This window comes from Chengkuizengella marina (assembly GCF_009910845.1).
Lineage (GTDB): Bacteria > Bacillota > Bacilli > Paenibacillales > KCTC-33759 > Chengkuizengella > Chengkuizengella marina.
The window spans coordinates 49,644-69,675 of sequence record NZ_SIJB01000012.1; the positions used below are offsets into that span (position 1 = coordinate 49,644).

Consider the following 20,032-nt stretch of genomic DNA (forward strand, 5'->3'; position numbering starts at 1 on the left):
GATGATACCCAAAAAAGTAAAGTAGAGATTAGAAACTTATTTCAACTTTTTGTAGCTCAGATTATAAAAAAATACTAGTTGTGGCACGTTATATTAAAAGTTAGGTTTAGCATTTAAGCTTAAAAAATTTTAAGGAGGTAAATGTAATGGCTAAAAAAATGCCGGAAATGGAAGAATATCAATATGGTTTTAGAGATGAACATAAAGCAATATTCCAAACAGGTAAAGGATTAACAGCAGAAATTGTTACAGAAATTTCTCGCCAAAAAAATGAACCCCAGTGGATGTTAGATTTCCGTTTAAAATCATTAGCACAATTTGAAAAAATGCCAATGCCTAAATGGGGCGGTGATATGGATGAATTGAATTTTGATGACATCCAATATTATGTAAAGCCTTCTGAAAAACAAGGGAAAACTTGGGAAGAAGTTCCTTCAGAAATAAAAGAAACATTTGATAAATTAGGTATTCCTGAAGCAGAGCAAAAATTTTTAGCAGGGGTTTCAGCCCAATATGAATCTGAAGTTGTATACCACAGCATGCAAAAAGAATTAGAAGATCAAGGTGTTATTTTTATGGATACGGATACTGCGTTAAAGGAACATCCAGAGATTTTCAAAGAACATTTTGCAACAGTTATTCCACCAGCAGATAATAAATTTGCAGCATTAAATAGTGCAGTATGGTCTGGAGGTAGTTTCATTTATGTACCAAAAGGAGTAAAATGTGAAGTTCCTCTACAAGCATACTTCCGCATCAACTCTGAAAACATGGGACAATTTGAACGTACATTAATTATTGCCGATGAAGGAAGTTTCGTTCATTATGTTGAAGGATGTACGGCACCTGTTTATAGTACTAACTCACTTCATAGTGCCGTTGTAGAAATTATTTGTAAAAAGGATTCTCGTGTCCGTTATACAACGATTCAAAACTGGGCACCTAACATTTATAACCTAGTTACAAAACGTGCAGTAGCAGAAGAAAATGCTACGATGGAGTGGGTAGATGGTAACATCGGTTCAAAATTAACAATGAAATACCCAGCAGTTGTATTAAAAGGTGAAGGTGCAAAAGGAAATGTATTATCCATTGCTGTTGCAGGAAAAGGACAACATCAGGATGCAGGTGCAAAAATGACTCACCTTGCACCAAACACCACTTCAACAATTGTCTCTAAATCCATCAGTAAACATGGTGGTAAAGTAACTTATCGTGGATTAACTTCATTTGGAAGGAATTCTGAAGGTTCTAAGGCTAATATCCAATGTGATACTTTGATTTTAGATAATGAGTCTACATCAGATACAATTCCTTATAACGAAGTCAAAAATGATAATATTACATTAGAACATGAAGCAACTGTATCTAAGGTTTCTGAGGATCAATTATTCTACTTAATGAGTAGAGGATTAACTGAATCTGAAGCTACACAAATGATTGTAATGGGATTCATTGAACCATTTACTAAGGAACTTCCGATGGAATACGCAGTTGAAATGAATCGATTGATCAAGTTCGAAATGGAAGGAAGTATTGGTTAACCTTTATGTATCAAGGGTTTTCTGATCTGAAAGTGGGGTATGCCCGTTTTTTGCCCCCTTTGTATTTGAACATTTTGCTCATAGAGGGTTAAAGCATCATCTTCAATTTTCTTAGTTACATGTAAATACGTGTCTGCTGTGATTTTTACACTTGCGTGTCCTAGTCGCTCAGATACGTATTTTATATTTGCGCCAGCTTCTAATAAATGCACAGCATGGGTATGACGTAACGCATGGGGAGAGAGTATAGGAACTTCTGCTCTTTTACATACTTCCTTAAAATATTCACGAACTACATTAGTGCGAAGCCATCTACCATCATGCTGGTGGAAAATGATGTTATCAGTTGTATGTTTATAATTTTCATACTTTAAGTACATTTCTTTTTGATTGATTTTATGTCGTTTTATTAGCTTGATTATGTAGTTATCAAGTTTAATTTCACGATCTTGGAGCATCTTTTTAAGATCGGTTGTGTTATAGTCAGCTTTAGATTCCTTTATTAAGTGATTTTTATTTATCTGTATGTGATAAAGTACTAAATTTTTTTTTATTTAAAATTCTCTTAAAAAAAGTGACCGTTTTTGACCAAAATTTGACCATAAAATATATCAAATCTTTAGAATTATTATATTATGAGATAAAAGGAAGGGCGCATGCAGCGCTCTTTTTTTACATTTCACCCATAACTACATTAGATTATTCATAAAGATAAGATGAACGGATAATTTAAGAAGTTGGGAGGGTATTTTATGGCTTTAAAAAAAGATACAGAGAAAATCTGTTATTTTAGAGATGATACCGTTAAATTAAAGGTTGATGAAGAAAAAGTCATTCTAGAGATAAAAGTGTGTGTACTGGATAAAAATAAACCGGTGAAATTGGATTGGTCGGTTGATGAAGTGCTCGAGTCACGTGATTCTATTTCACCTAATAATGCACAACCTAACGCTACTGTTGAATTTAAGCTTTATAGAAATGATGAGCAGATAGGGTCAACAATAACATCAAGAAATGAGATGATTATTAGCTTTGAAGCCCCTCCTGTTGGTGGGGTTGATTTAGCTTTTACCCAACAAACTCAACCGAATTTTACGTTTTGTGATGAAACTCCAGATCCAGGAGTTAATTGTTATCAAGTGAAAGCTAAATTGTTAGATCCAGATCCACCTGTTATGATATCATCAACAGCGACTTTATATGATAGAACATTGGTTGCTATTTATTAAGAAGTTTACTACCTCCTTATGTTGTTCTATTATTACTCGAGGTCTGTCAAGGGTATAGCGAACAGAATGAAGTAATGTTGGAATAAGGGGTATTTTAAGGAGTTTCACGATAGTTTGAAAATAAAACTTTATGATTAAACGGTTAACAGGACGGGCGCTGAATTAGCGCTTTTTTTGATGGAAAATATCATCCACTTGTTGCTAGGGGAGGGAAGCAGGATGATAAAAAGAAAGTCCCTACTAAGATTACTCTTAATAAGGACTAATACAGACAACTTGCTTTAATAATATTATCCCAAATATCAATTAAAATATAACAGTTGGCTTTTTACATTTCAGCCCATAGATAAAAGTCCAAGCAACTTCATTAGATTAATCATAAGATAAGATGAACGGGTAATTTAAGAAGTTGGGAGGTACGTTTATGGGATTAAAGAAAGTACCTTTTGTAGTAGATAATACAGTTTCAGTAGATGATCCATACAATTTTGGTGATCCAAAAGTAATTCTTCTTCTAGATGATCCAACAGTTGTGCTTTCCGTTGATGTATGTGTCAAACAACCACAGAAAACAAAGGTATTACTAGATTCAATGGCTCAAATAGCTGTAAGAGATGGGGGTATCCCTATATCTTTCGAAGTGAGCTTTGAGCTCCTACGTAATGGCACTCGTATTGCATTGATCAATGATGAAATGGACTATGTACCAGCTGGATCTACAGGAAGACATACAAACTTTCCAAACCTTCCTTTAGTAGATAACGATCCAAGTCCTGGAATAAATAAGTATGATGTAGTATGTACATTGGTATCAAATATAAGTGGTGCAAGTATCTTTGTCGGATCCAGAAGCCTAAAAGCTACCATAGTATAGATCACAGTTTGAAAATAAAATTTTATGATTAAACGGTTAACAAGTATGGCGCTGATATAGCGCTTTTTTTGTTGGGAAAATATCATCTAGTGTGCTAGGGGAGGGAAGCAGGGTGATAAATAAGTAAACTCATTATTGATAACAATCTGCACAATAAAAAAATAATTTTTTATAAAAATAGTTCTTTCATCCAATCAAAGAATACGTTTATTGCATAACCTATCTTAAAAATATTTTAAGAGGAGGTAATGTCATGGGTAGATTCGATGAAACCATCTGTGATTGTTGTGTTGGTCCAATGCAATGTGTTTTAGAGCAATTAACGGGGAAAGAAATTATTTTTAATACCTTTGGTGGTTCTCTTTGTTTTCCAATTATGGAGGTGAAAAATTTTATTGTTTCTGGTGAGGTATTTGGTGGTCAAAAGGCAACTATTCCTATTTGTAATATAACTACTATCAGATCTTTAAAAGATGAACAATTTACAGTAAATTTAAAACCAATACAAAAAAATAACAAAGGAGAATGTGTTTGTTGCGAAAACCCCATAACCAATTTCACGAACTCATTACCAAGAGGTAAGGAAGTATCTATTAGACTTTTTGATCAAACAGTGGAAGGAACAATAGGGGATGTAGGGCAAGGACTTGTGATTGTGGAAGAAGAAAATCAAAACGTAGCTATATCTAGTTGTTTTATATCTTTCATACTCACTAATTAATAGAAAGAAAATTAGAATAAAGTAAAGTAAAAACATTAGCTGAAAAGTATGGACTTAAACTCGGAACACTAAAGAGTAGAAAAAGCAGAGAAAAGTACAAAATCTACACAAAACTCTTATATTAGTAAAAACTAAAAAAAGCAATCGAATCCCGTTTGTAATAGCGTGAAAAATCCCCACTGGTAAAGCTGGTGGGGAAGTTTTATTGAGGAGTTACTTTTGTTATTGCACATGTGGATGTATAGAACAAATTATTTAAATTTACAATTCCTTCACCTACATCAATAACAGTTCCAGATAGAATAAACCCTTCTGGTGTAAGTGGTATTACTGTTACATTTTTCCCTTTAAAGCTACTTAACAAATTAGTTATCGGATCTTCGCAACAAGCACATTCTCCTTTACTTTTACGAATTGGTTTCAATTTAAGTTGCTTAATTGGTACTAGTCGTATAAATGTAATTTGACATATTGGAATCCTTCCTTCTGATGTAAATGCTATAAAATCTGTAACCTCATCTATTGTAACGTCACTTAAGATATTGATAAAAGTACCTATAGAAGATAATGTCTCACCTACCAATTGTTCTAAAACACACTGCATTGGACACACACAACAATCACAGATTGTTCTATTAAAAACACCCATGAAATCACGCCCTTTTAGTTTTTTATTAGAGTATTCATCATTGTGTGGCTTTGACTGGACGTGTGTACCTGTTATCAAGAGCTGTGCTCTTGCGTATCTCCTGTACCTCTATATAATAGGATCTAATAGCGGTGAAGCAATTGAAAGAAAACAAACTAACCGAAGGATCAAACACGATGTGGGAATCAAGCAGGATGATGCTACCCGAACATAAAGAATTAATAACTATTATCAAAAGATAGAAATAGAAAAACGAAACAAAAACTTACCGAAAAAGAGGTAAATATTATTTCTCAACAGTTATCAGAATCAATGCTAGTGGGTTTATGGAGTGGGGCAAAGAATATAGTGCGGAAGTAAATCCCATGGCACATAATAAACCCTACGTCGGGGTGGGGTTAGCAACTGCTTGATATCTCGAACGTTGCAGCAACAAGAATGATAACTAAAAGGATGAATAGTACTAGAACTAATACTATAGCAATACACAACCAGTTGGCTGCCTGGTATCCCCAGCAAATCCTGTAGTATATCTCGAACGTCCACTTGCAGCAACTAAAATAATAACCAAAAGAATGAAAAGGACTAGAACTAACGCAGCTCCAGAACCACTGTGTCCACTCATGTTAACCCCTCCTTTCTGTTTGACATACTATATACTATGATAAATAATCTACTCTGATTGACAGGTGTCCAAGGGCAAGTACACATTTTTTCATAGATTAAAACCCACAATAAAATAGTGAGGTTTTCTACAGTAGATTTACTACAGATGCTGCAATAGTTCTAGTGTTATTTATTCTCTTGATCCATCATATTTTTATATTAGTATTTTGATTCTTGTTTTGTAAATATTAAATTGTGCTCTTGTCAGGGTAAGGAATAGCAGAAATTAGTGTATTTCCCACTGTCTTAGGTTGTTGGTGGGTTCTTTTGAACGGACGACCAAAAATTGAGCCACTAGATGCTTCAACAGCCTGTTGCTGACTATTTGTTATGATTCTAGTGGTAAAACAAGAAGAAATAACAAAAACTTGAAAGTCAATAATACCCTCACCAACATTAACAATGGTGCCTTGACCCATTTGAGGTAAGAATTCAATGTCTACTTCCTGTCCAATCAAAGATTTTGCTAAATTTGTAATAGGGTCTTCACAGCACGAACATCTTCCCGAGCTTTTTTGTATTGGTTTTAATTTGATGTCAATGTTAACACCAGAGAAATCAACACCAGAAATATTACATATTGGAAAATTACCATCTGAGGTAACAGCAATAAAATCATTAACGTCTATAAGCATTACATCATTTATTACATCAGTCGTTGTTGCAATAGTTATTATATTACTTTTCAATTGTTCCAAAACACACTGCATCGGACATACGCAGCAGTCACACTTGGATTCATTAAAAAATCCCATAACTAACACGTCCTTTTTACTTTTTTTATTAAGGTATTCACAATTGTATAGCTTTGATTGGACGTGTGTACTATATAAAGGAATATCCACTAATGCCAGTGTAATATGTAGTTGGAATTAATATAAACTACATTGACTTTTCCATTAGTTTTTTTATGTCTCGCCTGTTGATCCAAAACAAGCTATTTTATTAGTTAGATAATAATCCAAATGCTGGAATCAATACGTAAGTTGAAAATAAAATTTTAGTTTAAACGGCTTTTTTCATTTCAGCCAATAGATAAGAGTCCAAGCAAATCCATTAGATTGTTCATAAGATAAGATGAACAGATTATTTAATGAGTTGGGAGGTAAGTTTATGGGGCTAGAAAAAGGTCCTTTTGTTGTTGATAATACGGTTTCAGTATTAGATCCATATGGAGGAGAAGGATCAATTATATTAGTTCAAAGTGGTATGTCTGTAACTACACCTATTCCTGTAGTATCTATTGATGTGTGTGTCAAACACCCACAGAAAACAAAGGTATCGCTTGATTTTTTATCTCAAGTTGCTATTGAGGATATGGACGTGGCTACAAGTTTTGGATTATTATTTGAGCTCCAGCGTAATAGTATTGTCATTGCAACAATTAATGATGAGATGGATTATGTACCCGCTGGATCTAAAGGAAGATATACAAATTTTCCAAACTTTCCTTTAGTTGATGACGAACCAGATACTGGTATGAATAAGTATGTACTCATACTTAATGGTCTTTCTTTTTTAGGAACAGAAAATATTGCTATGTATATTGGCTCTCGAAGCCTAAAAGCAACAGTATTTGAATGATATATACCAGTTTAAAAATAAAATTTTATGATTAAACGGATAACAGAAAGGGCTTAGAGGTACGTTCTTTTTTTGTTGGTAAATTATCATCCACTTATGCTAGGAGTATGTAATTAAGGAGTATTATGAATATTTATCTAAGGAGGAATTGATATTGACACTAAAAAAAGGTAGATAGATATGGCTCACCAATCTATTGAGTTGTAACTGAAAATCAGTCTAATTAAATTAGAAAATAAAAGAGCCGAGAGGTGAAAGGATACCACTTATCGACTCTTTAAGAGATACAAATGATCGTTATTATTCAAATCTAGCTGTAAAATGAAATGAATCTCCAATTAAATAGAATGTCTTATCAATTTTAGCTAAACCAAATTTTTTCATAGGGATAGGCATATCATATTCTAAATTCATAGTGACTAATTCATATTCTTCCGCGGTTAAAATGTCTCCTTCATCATTCACACCACCAAATGAATACAACTTATTATCTAATGATAAAGCACTATGATGATACTTTGGTATAAAATTGGGATTAAATATCTGCCATGTGTCCGTTTTAGGGTTATACTCGTTATAAATATAATCAAATGAGTTGGTAATTGGTGTGCCACCAATGATATAAATTTTTCCGTTCATATCAACTGCTTGCAGGTGTTTTCTAGCTGCAGGCATATTAGCTTTTTTAGTCCATGTATCTGTCTTGGGGTCATAAACTTCAACTTTATTTGATGGATTTCCATTTGTACCCCCAATTACATAAATTTTTTCATCCACAATGGCAATCCCAAATCCACTTCTAGCTGTTGGCATGCTCGTTTTGGTATTCCAAGTATTGGTCCTAGGGTTATATTGTTCAACTGTATTTAAAAATAGATTGCCTGCTTTTCCACCAATAGCATATATTTTTCCATCTACTGCTACTACTCCAAGATCGCTTCGAGCTGTGGGCATATTTGCTTTGGATACCCAAGTATTGGTTTCAGAATAGTAAATTTCATGTGTATTTAAATCTTTATCATTGTGTGATCCACCTACAGCATATATTTTTCCATCCAAGGCGGTAATACCTAATTGATTTCTTTCAGTAGGCATCGGTGCCTTAGATACCCAAGTAAATGAAGGTACACCTACAGCATCAAAGGCTGCTGTCACTGTAGATACTTCTTTACTATCTTCACCATACAAATCTTTTGCTGATTGAATCACTGAAGTTCTTAAATGTTGGAATGTAGATCCCATGTTTAAATATTGAGTTAACGTTCTGTAGAAAATATCACCTAATTTTTCTTTTCCAATGCCGTCAATAATAATGTCAGAATAATAACCGCCTTCACTAATCAAATAGGCTGCCTTATTACTAATTCCAGCGTTGTAATGTATTCCTGTAGCTTCATTATATTTAGAATAATGATCTATAATTGGGTCACTCATGTTTCGTATACCATATGGTGGAAAAACGTCTTCACCAATGAACCAATCTGGATTTTGGTTTTCATGAAATTCAATTAATGTTGCAAATATATCGGATATAGACTCATTTATAGCACCTGAGTGATTAGTAGGAAATAAACCAGCAGTCATTCCTATTAATCCATGAGTATATTCATGAGCAACGATATCTAATGCAGAAGACAAAGGTATACCATTTTGACTGTAATCACCAAAAAATATCGCATCCCCTCCTGTTGATCGAGCACCATTATATCCATCATGAACAATAACTCTCATGATAGCGCCTTTGTTATCTATACTGTCACGATCAAAAACTTCTTTATAATAGTCGTATACTACTCCTGTAAAAAAGTGGGCATCCACAGCTGCAGCATCATAGTTAGAATCATATATATTATCATGATCTTGCCATAAAACAAAGAAAGGGTCTCTAGTCGTTAATCCATCATAAGTGATAATCCCTTTTCCTCTTGAGTTGTCTTGTAAATAGTATTTAGAGTCTGAAGACAACACCGTATTTAATGTTCTTGTATGTCCAAGTCCTCCAATCCCTATCCCTACGGTATTCTCCCCTTGAACGGAATGGATGTGATTAAATTGTGAAAGAATATCCCCAGTGAGAGTATCAACAAAGTAAATCCAATTTCCTAATTCTGGATAATAAAAGTCGAAATGGATCATATAGACGTAATTAGCTTCATTTCCCTTTGAGTAAACGACTAATTCTACTTTAGGTTCATCTTCATAAATAGGTTTATGATTTAAAGTACTCCACAGATGATTTTCTGCAATGTTCATGGCTTTTTGCTGTGTATTTATATCATTTTGTTTTAATTTTAATTTTTTTTCTAAATCTGGAATTATGGTTCCTGAAATATTATTCAAAACTCCGTTTTTTCCTACATGTGCAGTAATCCTTGCACCAAAAACTGGAATATTGTTATACACTTGTTGTAAACGAAAGAACGAATATCCTAATGGATCTACGAATTGTTCAACTACGAAAAATGATTCTTTTGATGAATTCTCAAATTTTAGCAGCTCTTTTTTTGAATCTAAATATTGAAATAGAATGTCTTTATGATTTTTAGATGAAGGGGCGGTTAATTCACCTGTGATAAATAAAGGTTCTTCTGCTTTTTCACTTATGAAAATCGTTTCTGAAGCATTTGGTTCTAAATTTGTATACTTAAATGGTTGATGAACTACGAACAATAAAAAAAAACATAAAAAAAGTAGCGATAATCCTTTCATAGATGATTTCTCCTCTCATTTTGTTGTCCGATGATTATTCGCTTTTCTTCTTCGAAAGTATTGGTGACTTTTCCACTTTATTTTGGAGATTAAGGATGATAAACAAGATGGATTGAACCTCTACTCATATGGATGGTTCCATTCAAAACAGCAGAACCAAATTGTATAATATCAATAGGAATACTTGGTTTTAGTAACCACGTATCGGTCATGGGATCATATTCTTCTATTATTTTTGTGTTGTTACCTTTATTGTCGAATCCCCCTATGGCAAGGATTTTATTATTTAATGATTCCGCTCTAAGATGATGTCTTCCTATAGACATGTTGGTTTTCATAGTCCAAGAATCGGTGAAGGGATTGTATTCCTCAACTGTATTCAAAACGTTCCCATTATAACCTCCCAACACAATCATTTTTCCATCTACTACAGCCATTCCAAAAAGGGTTCTAGACGTTGACATATTTGCTTTTGTGGTCCAAGTATCGGTAAGTGGATCATATTCTTCAATTTTATTTGAATAACCTTCCTTGATCGTTCCTCCGACTGCATAAATTTTTCCATTCATAACGGATATGCTTAACCCACTTCTAGCCGTAGGCATATTGGTTTTTGTATTCCAAGTATCGGTAAGTGGATCATATTCTTCAACTGTATTTAAAAAGCTTTCATTATATCCTCCAATCGCATAAATTTTCCCACCCACTACAGCAACTCCATGACCGTTTCTAGCCGTAGGCATACTGGCTTTAGTACTCCACGTATTGGTGAGAGGATCATATGCTTCCACAGTTTTTAAAGAGCTGCCGTTATATCCTCCAATTGCATAAATTTTCTTATTTGCAGCAATAACACCTGAATAAACCCTTTCTGTAGGCATAGGTGTTTTTGCCTCCCAGGTAATTTCAGGGTTAGAATTAGGATGATAAGCAACATGGATTGAACCTTTAATCATATAGATGGTATTTTTTAATTCGACAGAAGCAAATTCTGAAACATTGACTGGAGCCTCACTCATTACGCTCCAAGAATCAGTGAATGGATCATATCTTTCTTGGATATTTTCATTGCCACATTTATTTCCAGTCACATAGATATTTCCATTTATGGTAGAAGCACTAAGAGAGTGTTTTGCTATATACATACTGGTTTTTGTACTCCATGTATTGGTGAGAGGATTAAATTCCTCAACTATATCTGAAGAAGGTGAAGTATTTGTAGCTCCTCCAAATGTATAAATCTTTCCATCAAATGCAGCAATTCCAAGGGTTCTTCTGGCTATAGGCATATTCCTTTTTATCTCCCAAGAATCAGTGATCGGGTCATATTCTTCGACATGATTTAAAGAGGAGCCATTATATCCGCCAATCGCATATATCTTTCCATTGACTGCAACCACTCCAAAACTATCCCTAGATGTTGGCATACTGGCTTTTGTACTCCAAGAATCAGAAACTGGATCATACACTTCAACTGTATTTAAGAATGTGCCGTTTTTTCCTCCAATGGCATAAATTTTCCCATCGACTACTGCAACTCCAAAATTCCCTCTAGCGGTAGGCATATTAGCTTTTTTACTCCATGTATCCGTTTCTGGATTATATTCCTCTACTTCGGAGGTGCTTTTATATCTATCACTTGTAAATCCTCCAATTACATAGGTTCTTCCATTTACTGTGGCAAATCCAACTTGATCCTTAGGGGTTAACATAGGTGTTTTTAATTCCCAATGATCCTTTGGATTCACTTTTTCATTTATACCTATGGATATTTGTGATGAATCACTGTTGCATGGTGGTATGATTAATTTTTCTGGAATGAATAGAGGGTTTTCATCAATTGTTGAATTACTCAATAACAATAAAAATGAACAAATCAACACTGAGACCACCCGAATATATCGTGCCAAGACTCATCTTCCTTTCATTAATTTGATGATTAGATCATTTAAACCTTGAATGCTGAATTGTTAATATCGAGCTGTTCTATAACATAAATTAATAAATTTGGTTTTGTTTTACATTATGGTGATAGGAATAGAAAAGTCCGCCCACTTTTACATTTGGAGAAAAATTGGTTCAAATCACGGGGGGAAAATATCATGACACCTTTACCTATTTCAGAAGATATTAACTAATGTGAAAAGTAGGCAGTTAGAAGGGAGAATTAATTCAATAAAAAAGGATATTCATAATTGAATATCCTTGATTATATCATTCATATTTTTATCTATTAAATTAACTATCTTGTTTCAATAGTAACATCCAAATATGCTCCACCGTTGCTTGTTTTAACATTTTTCAATTCAATGGTTTCACCAGGTTGTGGTGAGATTTGAATTTCACCTAGACTATCATCTGCACTGGTTCCATCTGAGTCAGCAACTTTAAATCTGATAACAGAATCAGGTCTTCTAGCAATGTATATTGTATTTGATTCGCTGCTAAAATCTATGGAACTTATGGAATTATCATCAGTACCCCAAGCAGGATAATATTTTGTTCCGTTAGACTTGGCATTATTTTTCTTCCATGCTCTTTCACCGATATATTTTTGGCCATCTACCCACATATCGATATATAAATCATTTTCATTGTTATAATCTTCTGCTTTGATTGGCTGAACCCAATTAAAGGTGATTTTATGTGTCCAGTAAGGATTATTAATATACTCATGTGAAAAATTCCCTAATTGATTAAAATGAACATCAAATAAATAAGCAGGATCACTTACAAAAACACCTATTCCAACAGTGCCATTATCCTTATGATCTGTATCAGCCCAGTTCCAAGGAGCATTGGCGCCTCCATCTCCTACACTAGAGCCAAAACTGCCGAAAGATCGAAAAGGAGTATTATTATAACTCGTTTTTAGCTCCCAAAATTCATCTAGAGATAACATATCATATCCATATACATGTTCGTATTTAGGGGCAACTAAGGATGGTATTTCGGCTTGTCCAGTATATTCATAAATGATAGCATCATTACCTACGTTTACTTCACCTGTATAGGCTTGAATATCATGACCATGAGGATTTGTATTCAAAACATATTGACCGTTTGATGAGATGAATATTTCTGGATGACTGCCATTATAGAGGGAGACAGAACCATCTATCGTTTCGTAACCTTCACTTAGCGATCCATTGGCATATTGATAAAAATCACTATGTCGTATTGTGTTCATGGCTACAAACTCACCAGTTCCACCATTCTTTTTAACACTTAACATGATTCCTTCTAAATCATTTTCATGCGCTTCGTCTCCAAAAACACCCCAATCTGGACCATCATCTCTTGGGTGATAAAAATAATACCCTAGGAAATAATGTGTTTGTGTTTCAGAAACAGAGGTGTATACATAAGCTTCTAGTGCTTCATTATCTACCGTTTCCCATTGATTGATAGAATTCCAATCTCCATCTAAGTCAAATCTAGTAATAAAATCTGCTCTTACATCATAATCGGGATTAACATCATGATATACTCTTGGTGACCAATGTTCTAACAGCTGTTGGTATGATATTCCTTCGGCACTAATAGTATCATTAGAGAAAGCGCTTACTTTTTGAGGGATAAAAAGTAAGCAAACAAGCATTAAACATAAAGCCATTTTCTTATTCAATCGTCATCTCACCTTTCTGATTTCGTTTTATTACATTCACAGTATACCATTATTTTGAAACTAAATGGTACCTTTTATTTGTATATAATAGATTCGATGAGCAAATAGACGTGATTATTAAAAATAAAACACGTCTTTTGTATGATTATATTGAATGATGATATTGCTCTAGATTATAGTGGTTTTGTGGGATTCCAGGGACCTAGTTGATGCCCTTTCCATTCAGATCCATCTTCCCAAATTTCTTTTTTCCAAATTGGAACGATTTGTTTTAAACGTTCTATTGCATAACGACTAGCTTCATAACAATGATCTCTATGGGGAGATGATACAGCAATGACTACACTGATTTCACCTACTTCTACTTTGCCTAATCGATGGGTAATGGCAGTTAGAACGCCGTTCCATTTTTCATTAATTTCTTTGCCTATTTGTTCAAGTGTTTTAAGCGCCATTGGTATGTATGCTTCATATTCCAATAATACTGTTTTCTGTCCATGTGTGAATTCTCTTGTCGTTCCAATAAATGAGATTGAAGCACCATGATTTGGGTGATTAACTTTGTTTGTAACCTCCTCTACACTAATGCTTTCGTATGTAATATGATATTGATTCATGAAATATCTCCTTTTTGACAGACCAAAAATAAGTAAATGACTTTCTAACCAGATAAAGGACTGGGATCACAACTTTTTGTAGTTATATTATATATTATTTACAATAGTACAAATTTATTTAAATTGTAAAGAAAAATTCATTTAACATTTAAAATAAAATCACATTTTAAGTAATTTTTTAAAAAAATTTACATCTTAAATATATAAATATCCATTAGATGTCAAAAAGACTATGGTATAATAATTCAATAAAGTAATGAAGGCTAATGATTTTATTTGATAGGAGTTTTATAAATGAATATACATATTTATGAAGATGAAACAGAAGTGCTTACTTTGTCTGTTGAACAGATGCAAAAAATGGCAGCAAAACATTTTTCAATAAATGAAAGAGTCCCAGGCATAGATGGAAAAGCATTTGACTTAGTAACTTGGTATGAATCATGGACGGAAGAAACAACTAAACCAACACATCTAAAAGTTGAAGCTATGGATGAGTTTCAAGCCATTATTCCATGGATTGAATTGGATTCAGCAGCTATATTATATGAGCAAAATGGAAAACCCTTAAAAAAAGGAAATCCAATACGATTATATGTGCCTGACGGCAGCAGTGATTGCCTTAATGTGAAAAGTATAGTGAAAATGTTTTTTATACGAGATAAACAATTAGGAGATGAATCATCATTTGGTTTTAAAAATAAACTCGATGAAAATGAATTGAAAAATCAATATTTAAAAAAGAAATAGTAATCCTAGTCACGTTTATGGTATAAACATGAATTTATATCAAGAAATTATCGATTTAAGGGGGGATCATATGAATACTGAAGTTCACAAGTTAACTATTTTACACACGAATGATATTCATAGTTTATTTGAAAACATGCCCAAAATTGCAACAGTATTTCGTGAATTCGAAAATAAACTCCCTAAAGAACAATTACTAAAGATAGACTGCGGAGATCACATGGATCGTATGCGCATTGAAACAGAAGGAAGTTACGGTTTAGCTAATATAGAAGTTTTAAACCATACAGGGTATGACATTGTCACATTAGGCAACAATGAGGGATTAACTTTTGAACCTGGTATTTTATCTGACTTATATGAAAGACACGCTGACTTTCAAGTTTTAGGCAGTAACATATATGATAAAAAGACTGGAAATATTCCAAATTGGTTAAAACCCTATTCAATCATAATAAAAGATAAATTAAAAGTTGGACTTATTGGTGTTACGATTGATTTTTCTCTTTTTTATGAGTTGTTAGGATTAGATGTAAGAGAACCTTTAGCAGTGATTCAAACTTTAGTAGGAAAACTTCGGTCACAAGTAGATATTATCGTAGTCGTATCACATCTAGGTTTACCTACGGATAAAAAAATGGCAAATGAGATTCAAGGAATCGATTGCGTACTAGGAGCACATACACATCACTTGCTTGAAGAACCAATTTATATAGGTAATACTATGATTTGTGCAGCGGGTAAATTAGGTCAATATGTTGGTGTTGTAGAGTTAGAATATGATTTAGATAATAGTCACATAGTGAAAGGAACTGCAAGAGTTATTAATGTTTCTAATTATCCAAATGACAAAAAAATCCAAGAAACGATTGACAAATATAAACAAATCGGTGTTAAAAAATTAAGTGAGCCAATCACACAAATAGAGAGAGATTTGGAGATTAAGTGGGATGAAGAATCCTCATTAGGAAACTTATTAGCTCAAGGTCTTAGATCATGGACAGGAGCTCAAATAGGGATTGTTAACTCAGGTCAAATATTGAAGAGTTTAACAATGGGAGAGATTACCCGGGAAATATTGCTCGAAATTTGTCCATCTCCAATTAACCCTTGTCGAATGTGGTTAAAAGGGAAGAAAATAAGAGAAGCTTGTGAACAAGCTCTATTACTTGAATTTCAACAAAAACCGATTCGTGGTTTTGGTTTTAGAGGAGAAGTGTTAGGTATACTAAACTTTGATGGGATGAAGGTTGAATTTACTGATCAGAAAGTTGTCAATATATGGATAGGTGAAAAGCGATTAGTAGATGAAGAAGAATATTTAGTAGGAACGATAGATATGTTTACATTTGGCATTGGATATTATTCTTTAAAAGAAGGAAGGGAAATAAAGTTCTATTTACCGGAATTTTTAAGAGATATCTTAATGCACCAAGTTCAAAATCCAGATGAGATTACAAGAAGTAGAGAATTGAGATGGATTGAAAAATAAATTAAAATGAAAATCAACTTCACTGTAAGTAATAGACCGCTTTTTGATCAATGATTGATTTCAAAAAGTGGTTTTTTGTTTTTTTATAACTTTAAAAAATTTTAAATATTCAACAAAAGAGGTATCATTGGAGCTTTTGTTTTGTTTTGCGTACGTTTTTTTTTCAAAACTTGCAATGAAGTGAAAGGAAGTTTCAATCGCATATCGCTGCCTTTTTTAGAATACATTAGTGGTACAAGATATCATAAATTTTGATTGTGATTTAGTGAAAATTGGTTTTTACTAAATGAATACATGATATCTTATTGCATTGTATGGAGGAGTTTAATATGACAGATATTTGGATTGCAGTTATACAAGGAATAGTAGAGGGTTTAACAGAGTTTTTACCCGTTTCATCTACAGGGCATCTTATTTTATCAGGCCATTTACTTGGATTTGTAGGGGATAAAGCAGAAACATTTGAAATTGTGATTCAATTAGGTGCAATATTAGCTGTAGCACTTCTTTATTGGAGACGTTTACTACGGTTAGTTGGATGGGAAGATCCAAATCATGAAAAACAATCCCAGAAAACTTTAACTTTGGTTCATATTTTTTTAGCGATTATACCTGCTATGTTATTAGGTTTTTTATTACATAGTTTTATTAAGGACTATCTATTCACTCCTAGAACGGTATTGGTAGGTTTAGTTGTTGGTGGTTTGTTCATGATATTTGCAGAACGAAAACATACTTTAGTGAAAGCAAACACGATGGATGATTTAACGTATCGTCAAGCGTTTCAAATTGGACTAGCACAATGTTTAGCATTATGGCCTGGTTTTTCTAGATCAGGTGCTACGATTGCAGGAGGGTTATTATCAGGAGCTAATTTACGAACATCAGCAGACTTTTCTTTTTTAATAGCCGTGCCTATGATGGTTGCTGCTAGTACATATGATTTGATGAAAAATTTTGATAAATTAAGCACAGAAGATCTCTCATTTTTTATAGTGGGATTTTTCGTTTCTTTTATTGTTGCTTTGTTAGCTGTTGTTTCCTTTTTAAAGTTGTTAGAGAAAGTAAAGTTATCTTCCTTTGCTTATTATAGGTTCATTTTAGCAGGAGTTTTCTGGTTGTATATGGTTGGAGTTGGATTAGATTGATATGGGGTATATCAAAGTTATGTGATATAATAAAATTTAGTCTTATCAATGGTAATGGTATTAATACATTAATTTTAAAGTAAATTAGGTGCTCAGAGAATGATAACAACATCAAAAATAGATCAAACTGAAAAAAGATTAAACACAAAGGAAGAAGATCCTTGGGACCCAATTCATTCATTAAAAAAACATGGGAAACATGTTCTTACGAGTATAGAATTAACCATTTCCAATCTTTGTAATATGCGTTGTGAGCATTGTGCAGTAGGAGATTCATTAACATTTAAAGAAGAGGGGAAAATACCATTAAGCTTGATTTTGGAAAAATTAAATGAAGTAGAACATCTAAAGACAATTAGTATTACAGGAGGAGAACCCTTTTATCAACTTCAAACCGTAAAAGAATACATTTTACCAATACTAAAATATGCAAGAGAACGAGGGGTAAAAACTCAAATTAATTCTAACCTTACGTTAGATTATGCACGATATGAGTTGATCGCTCCATTCTTAGATGTGATGCACATTTCTTTTAACTATGAAAATGTGAAAGATTTTTATGAAATAGGATTTGCTAGAACTGATCGTCCAACTAGCATAGCTGTAGCTGAAAAGTTATATGAGCAAATGATCAATAACTCACTTAAGTTAAGTAAAGGTGGATTATTTATTTCAGCAGAATCAATGCTCAATACTCGAACACATGAAAAAATAGTTCCCATACATAAGCTTATAGATGAAATGGGTTGTCAAAGGCATGAGGTTCATCCAATGTATCCAAGTTCTTTTGCGCAAAATTTAACCTTATTATCCTTGAATCAAATCAGAGATGCCATTCAAAGATTACTTGAAGGAAGAAATAAAAATATCTGGATGTTGCTTGGAACTTTACCTTTTTATTTTTGCAGTGATGATATTTATGATCGCAAACTTTTAACAAAGTTACAAAATGAACATAATGTTACTGTACGCAATGATCCAGATGGTCGTAATCGTTTAAACATAGACTTATTCAGCGGTAATATGTATGTTACAGATTTTTCGAATTTATCAACAGTTGGGAATATACAAGAACAGAAACTTGAGGAAGTGTTTAATAAATGGATGATGCATCCGATGAATCAAACCGTAAATTGTTTTTGCTCCGAGGCGAACTGTTGCGGTCCAAACTTATTAATTAAAGATGCCTATTATAAAAATATTGATTTTAAAAAAAGAAAAGCAAGAATAAACGGATAAAAAGAAGGTGCAGTTATGTCATTTAGAACAATACTTGTATTACTAATCGGTCTTGCATTTTTATATGCACTTTTTACGATTGGCTTCCCGTTTTTATTAGCGGCTTTGATTGCGATTTTTCTAGAACCATTGAATCAACTGCTAATCAAATATGCCAGGTTTAATCGTTTAACATCAGCTATTACTACATCCACTTTATTTACACTATCACTAATAGGTGTAAGCTATTTGCTTGTAATGAAGGTATATTCTGAATTTATGCAGTTTATTAATAAAGTATCTACATTGTTTACAGATGAAAAGTTTTATGATAATCTCAGGGATTATTTTGAGATGGAAATTATAACATTAATCCCTCCAGGTTTTGAAGATCAATATACGACGTGGATTAATAAAGGTATTGATGTTTTGACAACCACAATACCAAAAGTTATTACTCAAATCTCAACTATCGCAAGTAAATTTCCAAATATATTTTTTGATTTATTTATAGATTATATCGTGTTTTCAGTAGCAGTATATTTATTTAGTTTTAGTTTACCTATGATGAAAAAATCCTTCTTATCCATTTTTGATGAAAAATGGAGAGACAATGTAGATAATGTATTAATGAATTTACGTAGCTCCATCTTTGGATTTATACGAGCACAGGTTATTTTAAGTAGTTTAACTTACATTGTTGCGTTAACTGGTTTATTAATATTGGGTGTGGATTATGCATTAGTGATTGCGTTATTAATTATTTTTGTCGATTTATTACCGATTTTAGGTACAGGTTCATTTATTATGCCTTGGGCAGTATATAATTTTATTATTGGCAATATTTTTGTCGGAATAGGATTGGTTATTTTATTCCTAGCGATAACAGTATTTAGACGTATAGTAGAACCTAAAATTTTAGGTAAGTCCATTGGTATAGGTGCATTATCTGCTTTAATCAGTTTATATATTGGTTTCAAATTAATGGGGCTTGCAGGTTTGTTCCTAGGTCCATTAGTAGTGATTTTATATCAAGCGATGCGTGATGAAGGATTAATAAGAATAAAAATTAAGTTTGATTAAAAGTCATATAAAATGAAGAGTGAATTATCAAGTTAACGTCTCTGATGAAAATCAGGGGCGTTTTTTTACCAATCGGCGAGTTTTCTTTCGTTTTTTGTGATATTTTTTATTTTTTATGGG

The 20,032-nt window shown here is 33.0% G+C and carries 17 protein-coding genes and 2 pseudogenes; 11 read left to right on the forward strand and 8 right to left on the reverse strand.

Annotation, left to right across the window (positions count from 1 at the left end; all coding sequences use genetic code 11):
• Positions 1-146 precede the first annotated feature (146 nt).
• Positions 147-1,544 carry a Fe-S cluster assembly protein SufB gene (gene sufB / locus ERL59_RS04550; protein WP_160644979.1) on the forward strand — a complete coding sequence of 466 codons (1,398 nt, stop codon included), beginning with the start codon at positions 147-149 and terminating at the stop codon, positions 1,542-1,544.
• Here the strand turns inward: sufB and ERL59_RS04555 are convergent.
• Positions 1,541-2,002 carry a tyrosine-type recombinase/integrase gene (locus ERL59_RS04555; RefSeq protein ID WP_160644982.1) on the reverse strand — a complete coding sequence of 154 codons (462 nt, stop codon included), beginning with the start codon at positions 2,000-2,002 and terminating at the stop codon, positions 1,541-1,543. The genes sufB and ERL59_RS04555 overlap by 4 nt on opposite strands.
• 294 nt (positions 2,003-2,296) lie before the next feature.
• Between ERL59_RS04555 and ERL59_RS04560 the strand changes: the two genes are divergently transcribed.
• The 3 genes from ERL59_RS04560 (at position 2,297) to ERL59_RS04570 (ending at position 4,368) form a co-directional block, all read left to right on the forward strand.
• On the forward strand, positions 2,297-2,773 hold the full coding sequence (locus ERL59_RS04560) for a hypothetical protein (protein WP_160644984.1): 477 nt from the start codon (positions 2,297-2,299) through the stop codon (positions 2,771-2,773).
• 424 nt (positions 2,774-3,197) lie between these two features.
• Positions 3,198-3,647 carry a hypothetical protein gene (locus ERL59_RS04565; RefSeq protein WP_160644986.1) on the forward strand — a complete coding sequence of 150 codons (450 nt, stop codon included), beginning with the start codon at positions 3,198-3,200 and terminating at the stop codon, positions 3,645-3,647.
• A 253-nt stretch (positions 3,648-3,900) separates the two neighbouring features.
• Entirely contained in the window at positions 3,901-4,368 is a 468-nt protein-coding gene (locus ERL59_RS04570) for a hypothetical protein (protein WP_160644988.1), read from the forward strand.
• 202 nt (positions 4,369-4,570) lie between these two features.
• Here ERL59_RS04570 and ERL59_RS04575 read toward each other — a convergent pair whose 3' ends face one another.
• Positions 4,571-5,017 carry a hypothetical protein gene (locus tag ERL59_RS04575; RefSeq protein ID WP_160644990.1) on the reverse strand — a complete coding sequence of 149 codons (447 nt, stop codon included), beginning with the start codon at positions 5,015-5,017 and terminating at the stop codon, positions 4,571-4,573.
• Positions 5,018-5,157: 140 nt separating this feature from the next.
• Between ERL59_RS04575 and ERL59_RS21385 the strand changes: the two are divergent.
• Positions 5,158-5,256 (forward strand): annotated as a pseudogene (locus ERL59_RS21385) (YolD-like family protein); the annotation flags it as partial.
• 236 nt (positions 5,257-5,492) lie between these two features.
• Here the strand turns inward: ERL59_RS21385 and ERL59_RS04580 are convergent.
• A complete protein-coding gene (locus ERL59_RS04580) occupies positions 5,493-5,642 on the reverse strand; it encodes a YjcZ family sporulation protein (RefSeq protein ID WP_160644992.1) in 150 nt (49 codons plus the stop codon).
• A gap of 229 nt (positions 5,643-5,871) precedes the next feature.
• Positions 5,872-6,438: a hypothetical protein gene (locus tag ERL59_RS04585; RefSeq protein WP_160644994.1), complete on the reverse strand. Its 567-nt coding sequence runs from the start codon at positions 6,436-6,438 to the stop codon at positions 5,872-5,874.
• A gap of 358 nt (positions 6,439-6,796) precedes the next feature.
• On the opposite strand from ERL59_RS04585, the gene ERL59_RS04590 reads away from it, so the two are divergent.
• The gene (locus ERL59_RS04590) at positions 6,797-7,267 is read left to right on the forward strand and encodes a hypothetical protein (RefSeq protein ID WP_160644996.1); all 471 of its coding nucleotides are present in this window, start codon (positions 6,797-6,799) and stop codon (positions 7,265-7,267) included.
• Positions 7,268-7,567: 300 nt separating this feature from the next.
• Here ERL59_RS04590 and ERL59_RS04595 read toward each other — a convergent pair whose 3' ends face one another.
• The 4 genes and pseudogenes from ERL59_RS04595 to ERL59_RS04610 form a co-directional block, all read right to left on the reverse strand.
• Entirely contained in the window at positions 7,568-9,976 is a 2,409-nt protein-coding gene (locus tag ERL59_RS04595; protein WP_160644998.1) for a M4 family metallopeptidase, read from the reverse strand.
• An 89-nt stretch (positions 9,977-10,065) separates the two neighbouring features.
• Positions 10,066-11,856, reverse strand: coding sequence for a Kelch repeat-containing protein (locus tag ERL59_RS04600; protein WP_160645000.1), 1,791 nt, complete (start codon positions 11,854-11,856; stop codon positions 10,066-10,068).
• 362 nt (positions 11,857-12,218) lie between these two features.
• Entirely contained in the window at positions 12,219-13,604 is a 1,386-nt protein-coding gene (locus ERL59_RS04605) for a hypothetical protein (protein WP_160645002.1), read from the reverse strand.
• Between the two features lie 173 nt (positions 13,605-13,777).
• Positions 13,778-14,212: pseudogene (locus ERL59_RS04610) on the reverse strand (molybdenum cofactor biosynthesis protein MoaE); the annotation flags it as partial.
• A 303-nt stretch (positions 14,213-14,515) separates the two neighbouring features.
• Between ERL59_RS04610 and ERL59_RS04615 the strand changes: the two are divergent.
• The 5 genes from ERL59_RS04615 to ytvI all read left to right on the forward strand — a co-directional run bounded on the left by ERL59_RS04615 (position 14,516) and on the right by ytvI (position 19,912).
• Positions 14,516-14,971, forward strand: coding sequence for a molybdopterin-binding protein (locus tag ERL59_RS04615; RefSeq protein ID WP_160645006.1), 456 nt, complete (start codon positions 14,516-14,518; stop codon positions 14,969-14,971).
• A gap of 70 nt (positions 14,972-15,041) precedes the next feature.
• The gene (locus ERL59_RS04620) at positions 15,042-16,463 is read left to right on the forward strand and encodes a bifunctional metallophosphatase/5'-nucleotidase (RefSeq protein ID WP_160645008.1); all 1,422 of its coding nucleotides are present in this window, start codon (positions 15,042-15,044) and stop codon (positions 16,461-16,463) included.
• 329 nt (positions 16,464-16,792) lie between these two features.
• On the forward strand, positions 16,793-17,611 hold the full coding sequence (gene bacA / locus ERL59_RS04625) for an undecaprenyl-diphosphate phosphatase (protein WP_160645010.1): 819 nt from the start codon (positions 16,793-16,795) through the stop codon (positions 17,609-17,611).
• Between the two features lie 99 nt (positions 17,612-17,710).
• Positions 17,711-18,850, forward strand: coding sequence for a radical SAM/CxCxxxxC motif protein YfkAB (gene yfkAB, locus ERL59_RS04630; protein ID WP_160645012.1), 1,140 nt, complete (start codon positions 17,711-17,713; stop codon positions 18,848-18,850).
• A 15-nt stretch (positions 18,851-18,865) separates the two neighbouring features.
• Positions 18,866-19,912: a sporulation integral membrane protein YtvI gene (gene ytvI, locus ERL59_RS04635; RefSeq protein WP_160645014.1), complete on the forward strand. Its 1,047-nt coding sequence runs from the start codon at positions 18,866-18,868 to the stop codon at positions 19,910-19,912.
• Positions 19,913-20,032: the final 120 nt, after the last annotated feature.

Bases quoted from the DNA above. Each gene is read 5' to 3' on its own strand.
- ERL59_RS04555 (WP_160644982.1), bottom strand. From the start codon at position 2,002: ATGCTCCAAGATCGTGAAATTAAACTTGATAACTACATAATCAAGCTA.
- ERL59_RS04615 (WP_160645006.1), top strand. From the start codon at position 14,516: ATGAATATACATATTTATGAAGATGAAACAGAAGTGCTTACTTTGTCT.
- ERL59_RS04565 (WP_160644986.1), top strand. From the start codon at position 3,198: ATGGGATTAAAGAAAGTACCTTTTGTAGTAGATAATACAGTTTCAGTA.
- ERL59_RS04595 (WP_160644998.1), bottom strand. From the start codon at position 9,976: ATGAAAGGATTATCGCTACTTTTTTTATGTTTTTTTTTATTGTTCGTA.
- bacA (WP_160645010.1), top strand. From the start codon at position 16,793: ATGACAGATATTTGGATTGCAGTTATACAAGGAATAGTAGAGGGTTTA.
- ERL59_RS04585 (WP_160644994.1), bottom strand. From the start codon at position 6,438: ATGGGATTTTTTAATGAATCCAAGTGTGACTGCTGCGTATGTCCGATG.
- ERL59_RS04580 (WP_160644992.1), bottom strand. From the start codon at position 5,642: ATGAGTGGACACAGTGGTTCTGGAGCTGCGTTAGTTCTAGTCCTTTTC.
- ERL59_RS04575 (WP_160644990.1), bottom strand. From the start codon at position 5,017: ATGGGTGTTTTTAATAGAACAATCTGTGATTGTTGTGTGTGTCCAATG.
- ERL59_RS04620 (WP_160645008.1), top strand. From the start codon at position 15,042: ATGAATACTGAAGTTCACAAGTTAACTATTTTACACACGAATGATATT.
- ERL59_RS04560 (WP_160644984.1), top strand. From the start codon at position 2,297: ATGGCTTTAAAAAAAGATACAGAGAAAATCTGTTATTTTAGAGATGAT.
- ytvI (WP_160645014.1), top strand. From the start codon at position 18,866: ATGTCATTTAGAACAATACTTGTATTACTAATCGGTCTTGCATTTTTA.
- yfkAB (WP_160645012.1), top strand. From the start codon at position 17,711: ATGATAACAACATCAAAAATAGATCAAACTGAAAAAAGATTAAACACA.
- ERL59_RS04590 (WP_160644996.1), top strand. From the start codon at position 6,797: ATGGGGCTAGAAAAAGGTCCTTTTGTTGTTGATAATACGGTTTCAGTA.
- sufB (WP_160644979.1), top strand. From the start codon at position 147: ATGGCTAAAAAAATGCCGGAAATGGAAGAATATCAATATGGTTTTAGA.
- ERL59_RS04570 (WP_160644988.1), top strand. From the start codon at position 3,901: ATGGGTAGATTCGATGAAACCATCTGTGATTGTTGTGTTGGTCCAATG.